General features: G+C 60.4%; 6 protein-coding genes and 1 pseudogene. 1 reads left to right on the top strand and 6 read right to left on the bottom strand.

All coding sequences use genetic code 11. The features are described 5' to 3' along the window. Nucleotides 1-340 precede the first annotated feature (340 nt). The 5 genes from I6F38_RS18180 to I6F38_RS18160 all read right to left on the bottom strand — a co-directional run bounded on the left by I6F38_RS18180 (nt 341) and on the right by I6F38_RS18160 (nt 4,635). A complete protein-coding gene (locus I6F38_RS18180; protein WP_225161284.1) occupies nt 341-913 on the bottom strand; it encodes a TetR/AcrR family transcriptional regulator in 573 nt (190 codons plus the stop codon). A 25-nt stretch (nt 914-938) separates the two neighbouring features. Beyond that, on the bottom strand, nt 939-1,259 hold the full coding sequence (locus tag I6F38_RS44235; RefSeq protein ID WP_225161283.1) for a DUF302 domain-containing protein: 321 nt from the start codon (nt 1,257-1,259) through the stop codon (nt 939-941). Then, complete coding sequence (locus I6F38_RS18170) at nt 1,202-1,420, bottom strand: hypothetical protein (RefSeq protein ID WP_225161290.1); 219 nt, start codon at nt 1,418-1,420, stop codon at nt 1,202-1,204. Before I6F38_RS18170 ends, I6F38_RS44235 begins: the two co-directional genes overlap by 58 nt. A gap of 66 nt (nt 1,421-1,486) precedes the next feature. Then, nucleotides 1,487-2,941, bottom strand: coding sequence for an amidase family protein (locus I6F38_RS18165; protein ID WP_225161282.1), 1,455 nt, complete (start codon nt 2,939-2,941; stop codon nt 1,487-1,489). Between the two features lie 254 nt (nt 2,942-3,195). Further along, nucleotides 3,196-4,635, bottom strand: a complete 1,440-nt coding sequence (locus tag I6F38_RS18160; RefSeq protein WP_225161281.1) for an IS1182 family transposase — start codon at nt 4,633-4,635, stop codon at nt 3,196-3,198. 201 nt (nt 4,636-4,836) lie between these two features. Between I6F38_RS18160 and I6F38_RS18155 the strand changes: the two are divergent. After that, a pseudogene (locus tag I6F38_RS18155) lies at nt 4,837-5,441 on the top strand (IS5 family transposase); the annotation flags it as partial. A gap of 194 nt (nt 5,442-5,635) precedes the next feature. On the opposite strand, the gene I6F38_RS18150 reads toward I6F38_RS18155, so the two are convergent. Then, nucleotides 5,636-5,842, bottom strand: coding sequence for a hypothetical protein (locus tag I6F38_RS18150; protein ID WP_018269959.1), 207 nt, complete (start codon nt 5,840-5,842; stop codon nt 5,636-5,638). Nucleotides 5,843-6,000 lie beyond the last annotated feature (158 nt).

Here is a 6,000-nt window from a genome sequence, read left to right as displayed (position 1 = left end):
CATGCCCGCCGTACGTCACGCCATCGTCGATCTCATCCTTCGGCCGCCGTCCCAGCAGTGCCCATGTTGCCGAAAGCAAATCCTTGAAAAACAGTGGCGTAAACGCATTCTGCCAAAGTAGTGCTAGGCCGTGTACCTATAAAACTTGGCGGCTCATGTGACTGGTGACTACGTCCGCTTTGCTCCAATAGCGACCAAGTTCGTGCGGCAGCACAATATGTCGCGATGGCCAGAAGGAGACATTGCCGGCGGTCAGACTAGTGGGCGTCCGGAGTGTTGGCTCGTTCCGGCTGTGTGACAAATCTTCCCACACCGCTCCATTGTTCCTAACTTAGCAAGATCAAACTCTCGCCAACTGGAGCGCGGCCTCAACGCCGCCTTCCAGGATCTGCTCTGCCTGGATGGTGTCGGGGACGGCCCGCGCGAACTGGAGAGTTCCCACCATGAGACCGAAGATGGCGGTCGCACGGCGGCGGCTCGCTGCAGAGTCGACACCCGGAAGTAGTGCAGCCAGCGACGAAACGTAGCTTCGCAGCGCTTTCTCGTAGTCCTGCCGAGTGGACAGGGGCTGGCGTGCGATTTCCGGGAGCAACGCCGCCGAAGGGCACCCGTCCGCCGGGTCTTCGAGGTGAGCGCGGTTGAGGTATCTCCGGATCGCCCCCTCGAGGGACAGGCCCGTCCGCTGTTCCTCATCGAGGCGATGTTGTTGGTCGCTAAGCGCGCTCGCCAGCGCCTCGCGAACGAGTGCGTTTTTGGACCCGAAGTGCGGAGAGAATGCGCCCTTAGTCAGACCGGCCTGGCCCATGATCCCGGCGATCCCGGCGGCGGAGATACCGTCTTGGCGTATGCACTTCGAGGCTACACCGATGATGTGTCGTCGCGTCGCGGCCTTGTGTCCTTTCTCGAAACGCATATTCTCTCCACTCCTTCGATATCCGTTAAGCTGCGGCCGCTTCCAATAGGGCCTGGAGGTCGCGATCACGTTGCTGGGCAACTGCATTCACATGTTCGCTGCCAAACTGACTGAACAGGGATGCCGGACGATCATATCCACACGCGACACCGCCATCTTCATCCTCGCGCAGAAGGACGCGGATGGGCGCGTACAGCCCCGCCGACAATCGATGGCGGGTCATCTTGGACGCGGTGAGCGGATTTCCGATATCAAACTGGATGGATCGTCGTGTCAGCTGAGCAACAGCTAGGAGCGCGCCGTGGTCACCCTGCCCGAAAATGGTGAGCGGCGAAGATGCCTCCAACTCTCGAAGGGCGCGCTCACTTTCGCCGTATTGAATATCCCGTCATCGATGCGCCGCGCCAAGGTCGCGAGCTTGGCTCGAACGTCCTCGAAGGGCTGTGTTGAGCGGATGGTAACGTGCTCGACCGGAATGGCACGCGTTGAGTGCAGTGCATTGGACATCTGGTGATCCTCTAATCTTTTGTCGCTGTCTGCAGGCCCCCTTCGCGACGCGAAGCAACCACGACACTAGGTTGAAACGGACTTGGCACCCAAGATGCCTTCGATACCGCGGGCAAGGTTTAGAAGCCGCTGATCACTTCCTAGAGGGCCATCCAGTTCGAGCCCGATCGGCAACCCCGCGCGAGACAGGCCGACAGGAAGGCTGATACCGGGCAGTCCCACGCTGCTTGCCGACACCGTGTGGTTCGCCAGAGCGAGGTAGCTGACGTCCTGCCCCGCGATGTGGACGGTCGCCTGCTCCCCGATCGAAGGCGCCGTGCAGGGCGTGGTCGGTTGCAGAATGACCCACGCCCCATGAGCGACGAACGCCGTGTTGAGGCGACGCTGAATTTCCGGCCGACTCACGTTGAGCGCCATCTGATAGGCCTCTGCCGAGGTAGCACCTGCACCACCTGGCAATACGATGTGCTCCCACGCCTGCCGAAGCTGAGGCTTAAGGCTTTCGTAAATGGCCTCAAACGTGGTCGGAATCGCGTGGCGCCGAAGAAACTCCGAAATCGCGCCCATCGTCTCATGAGCGAAGATGCCCCATGTTGCCGTTTGGACGAGGGAATTGAAGTCGCGGCCAAGGTCCATTTCCACGACGTCGGCGCCGGCGTCCTGCAGTTGCCGCACCACCGCACGGAATCGGGACTCGACTTCGGGGTCAACCAGATCCAGGAACTGTCGCGGGGCGAAGGCGAGCCGGGCTCCCTTTAAGCCGTAGTCGCCGTCGGAGGACTCCGCAGCCTGTTCGCCAGTCACGACGTGGTCAACCAGAATGCAGTCCTCAACGCTTCGGGCAAACACGCCCGTCGTGTCGAGTGTATGGGAGATCGGAGCAACGCCGTTGCGCGGCCAACGCCCGGTGGTTGGCTTGAAGCCCACGACTCCACAGAACGATGCGGGTACCCGGATGGACCCGACGGTATCACCGCCCAAGGACGCGGGAACCAGTCCAGCAGCCACGGATGCGGCGGAGCCGCTTGAGGAGCCGCCTGACATGTGATCCCGCGCGTGCGGATTCTTCACCTGACCATAACGTGCGTTGTGACCGGTCAAGCCGTAAGACATCTCGACAAGGTTGTTCTTGCCGAAAATCAACGCGCCCGCCTCCTTAATTGCCCGGACAGCGTCGGCATCTTCGCGCGGCACAAAATGAGCCAGACCTTCGATTCCCAGACTGGTGGGTAGCCCTTTCGTCAAATAACTGTCCTTCACCCCAAGCGGCATGCCAAGGAGCGGGGCCGCCGATCCGGCCGCACGCAACTTGTCTGCGGCCCTCGCGGCCGCCAGCACCTCCGCCTCATCGATGGTGATGAAGGCGTTCAGTTCGGCAAGCGCTCGGGCGCGCTGTAAAAGAGCCGCCGTGTAGGCCTCGGAGGTGATGTCGCCGTTGCGAACCGCTGCTGCAGCGGTTGCGAGCCCAAACGAGCTGACATCTGCGGTTTGTCGCGATGAGGCAGTTGTCTTGTCGTCCACGAAATCCTCGCCAGGAGCTGTTTGGCGGCACCCGGCCGCCACCTAACGGTGGTCCAGCTCGATGCCATTACGGTCATAATATTAAATTACGATCGTAATTCAATCGGGATGGCGACCTGCTGGGGACACATGCGCGTGAAGTGCCGATGGACGGTTGCGGGCAATGATTGGTTCAGCGACTTCTGCAATGGGTCTTGGCCGTGTAAAAACGGCCTTGCAGGGCAGGCAATCTTGAAGCCAAAACTGGGCCAGCGTCAGGCCGCGATCGCGGCGATCAGCGGCCTGATCCCGAGGATATTCATTGCTCGGGTCAGATTATAGGCCAGGACCGAGAGGGCCATCTCGGCGGCTACCTTTGGGAGAGTTTTGGTCAGGAAGTGCGTCGCTCCCATGCGTGCCTTCATCGTGCCGAACGGATGCTCGACAGTCTCGCGACGAAGGCGCATAGCAAGCGGGTTCGCATCGAGCCGCTGCTGCACAGCGTCGAGCAGATCCTCGTGCTCCCATCGCGTGATCCGTCGCTCTGACCCGGGCGTGCACTGGGGTTTGATCAAACAATTCTTGCAGGCGTTGGTCCAGTAGCGCCGCAGCGTCTTGTCGGCTTCTTCGTTTGTATAGCGATACGGCAATCGCTCCCCGGCCGGACAACGATAGGCGTCTTCCTCCGGTAAATAGACAAAGTCCTGCTTACCGAAGCGTCCGTCCGACTTGGCGCCCGAAGTCATCGGCTTGGGCAGAGTTACCGTGATGCCGGCCTCGTGGCAGGCGAGGATCTCCGGGCTGCTGAAGTAGCCGCGATCGGCAACGGCCTCGAGCGTCTCAGTCTTCAGAACAGCCTTCGCCTGCCTGGCCATATTGGCAAGTTGTGCCCGATCTGAGCCGCTGTTCGTCACCTCATGCGCGATGATCAGGTGATGGTCGGTGTCGACTGCGACTTGGACATTGTAGCCGACAACGCCGGATCCGCGGCCACTGGTTGCCATCGAACGGCTATCCGGATCTGTCAGGGAGATTTGCTGATCCGGCGAAGCAAGCATCTGCTTCTCGTAGGCAGCAAGCTTGCCCATCTCCCCCTTCAGCTTCGTCAGCTTCTCGGTAAGCCTCGTCACCTTCGCCGCCAGCGCCTCGCTCGGCTCCTGTCGATCGGCCGTGTCAAGTTGGCTCAGATAGCGCGCGACGCTCTCCTCCAACTGAGCACGTCGCCGCTCCACCTTCGCGCGCGTGAAGTTCCTGTCCCGGTTGTTCACGGCCTTGAACTTGCTCCCATCGATGGCGACGCTCGCCGCCGTGAGAAGACCCATCCCGCGGCAGAGCTCGACAAAGCGCGCACAGACCTTACCCAGCCCCAGGCTGTTGTCCTTGCGGAAGTCCGCTATCGTCTTGTGATCGGGAGCAAGCCGACCCAGCAGCCACATCACCTCGATGTTGCGTCCGGCCTCTCGTTCCAGCCGCCGGCTTGACTGCACCCGGTTCAGATAGCCGTAGATGTAAAGCTTCAGGAGAACCGAGGGGTGATACGACGGCCGGCCAGTCGCTGCCGGCGTAACTCCACCGAAGCACATCTCGGCCAGATCAAGCGCATCGACAAACTCGTCGATCGCGCGAACAGGGTTGTTCTCGTCAATGAAATCATCGAGGCATTCAGGCAGCAGCGTCCGTTGCCCACGATCCGCCCCCTCAACGAAGCGCCTCATCGATTCCCCCTCAGAATCACGGGAGAATCATAACAGCGGCACTATGTTTTCACACAGCCAGGGTCATTTTCGACGGTTTCTGCGGAGATAGTCGGCTGGCTGACGTCCGCTTCCCCGTAAGCGTCCAACCGGGGCCTGCCCGGAAGCGTCGCGTCAGGCCAGACCCCTGTGATTCAAACTCCCAAACTGGGGGCTCGAATCATGCGCTACGAACTCGCCGATCATGAATGGATTGCCATCAAGCCGATGCTGCCGAACAAGCCGCGCGGCGTTCCTCGGGTTAACGACCGTCGTGTCCTCAATGGCATCTTCTGGGTCTTGCGTTCCGGAGCACCTTGGCGCGATTTGCCGGCTGCGTTCGGTCCTTACACCACTTGCTACAACCGCTTCGTTAGGTGGCGGCGAGCTGGCGTCTGGAGCCGCATCATGGACGCACTTGCGGCTGCCCATGATGCCGCTGTCCAAATGATCGACAACTCGATTGTCCGCGGCATCAACATGGGGCCTGCATCACAAGGAACGAGCGCCAATCGATGGGAAGGTCGCGCGGCGGCTTGACGAGCAAAATCCACGCGGTGGTCGATAGCAATGGTTTGCCGGTACGGTTGACGTTGAGCCCCGGCGAGGCCCACGACGTTCGACTTGCAGGACAACTGCTCTCTCGTCTGAAGCCCGGGTCAATGTTGCTTGCCGACCGTGGCTATGACGCCGACTGGATAAGAGCGCTTGCCATGAAAAAGGGGTCGTGGGCCAACATCCCGCCGAAACGCAATCGCAGCGATCCGATCTGCTTCAGCTCCTATCTAAATGATCATTGATGGCCACTCTGTGCTGGAACATCCTCATCCGTTCCTTGCGATCATGCTCCAGCGGCGGAACCGGAACGGCTTCAGAGGCGGCGCGCAAATTTCTTTACGCAAGAGGACGCGGCCGCTGTTCCCACGAGCGGCCGCGCCGCGAGGCCTCGATCCTCATTTTCTGCTTAGTTTGTATCCCGTGGTTAGTGCTGTACGCACGCCGGGTCGGTCAAACAAAAAAACAGATCGCAGATACCATTCAACGGGTCGTCCGCGCATTGAGGATATGACGTGTCGGCGACCTGCACCTTGGCAGCGACGGGTTGAGCGGCGGCTTCAGCAACACAGGCCGGCACTGCCGCCGTTGCAAGCGCGGCGGCGCTCGCAGTCACAAACAGCAATTTTTTCATTCCAGAGTCGCTCCCTTAAGATCGGCCCCAAGCCGTCCTCATGGATATATGACGTTGCCACAAGTGGTAAAATTGATTTTCTTGATCAGGCCTATCTACGGGATGGATGAGTTCGGACATCTTTGCGGGCTCGGTTATGAGCCGTTTATGGTCGGCTT

Source organism: Bradyrhizobium sp. BRP56 (assembly GCF_020194035.1).
GTDB classification, from domain to species: domain Bacteria; phylum Pseudomonadota; class Alphaproteobacteria; order Rhizobiales; family Xanthobacteraceae; genus Bradyrhizobium; species Bradyrhizobium australafricanum.
Note: the sequence above shows the minus strand (reverse complement) of the source record. Positions and strands in the feature narration are given on the sequence as shown.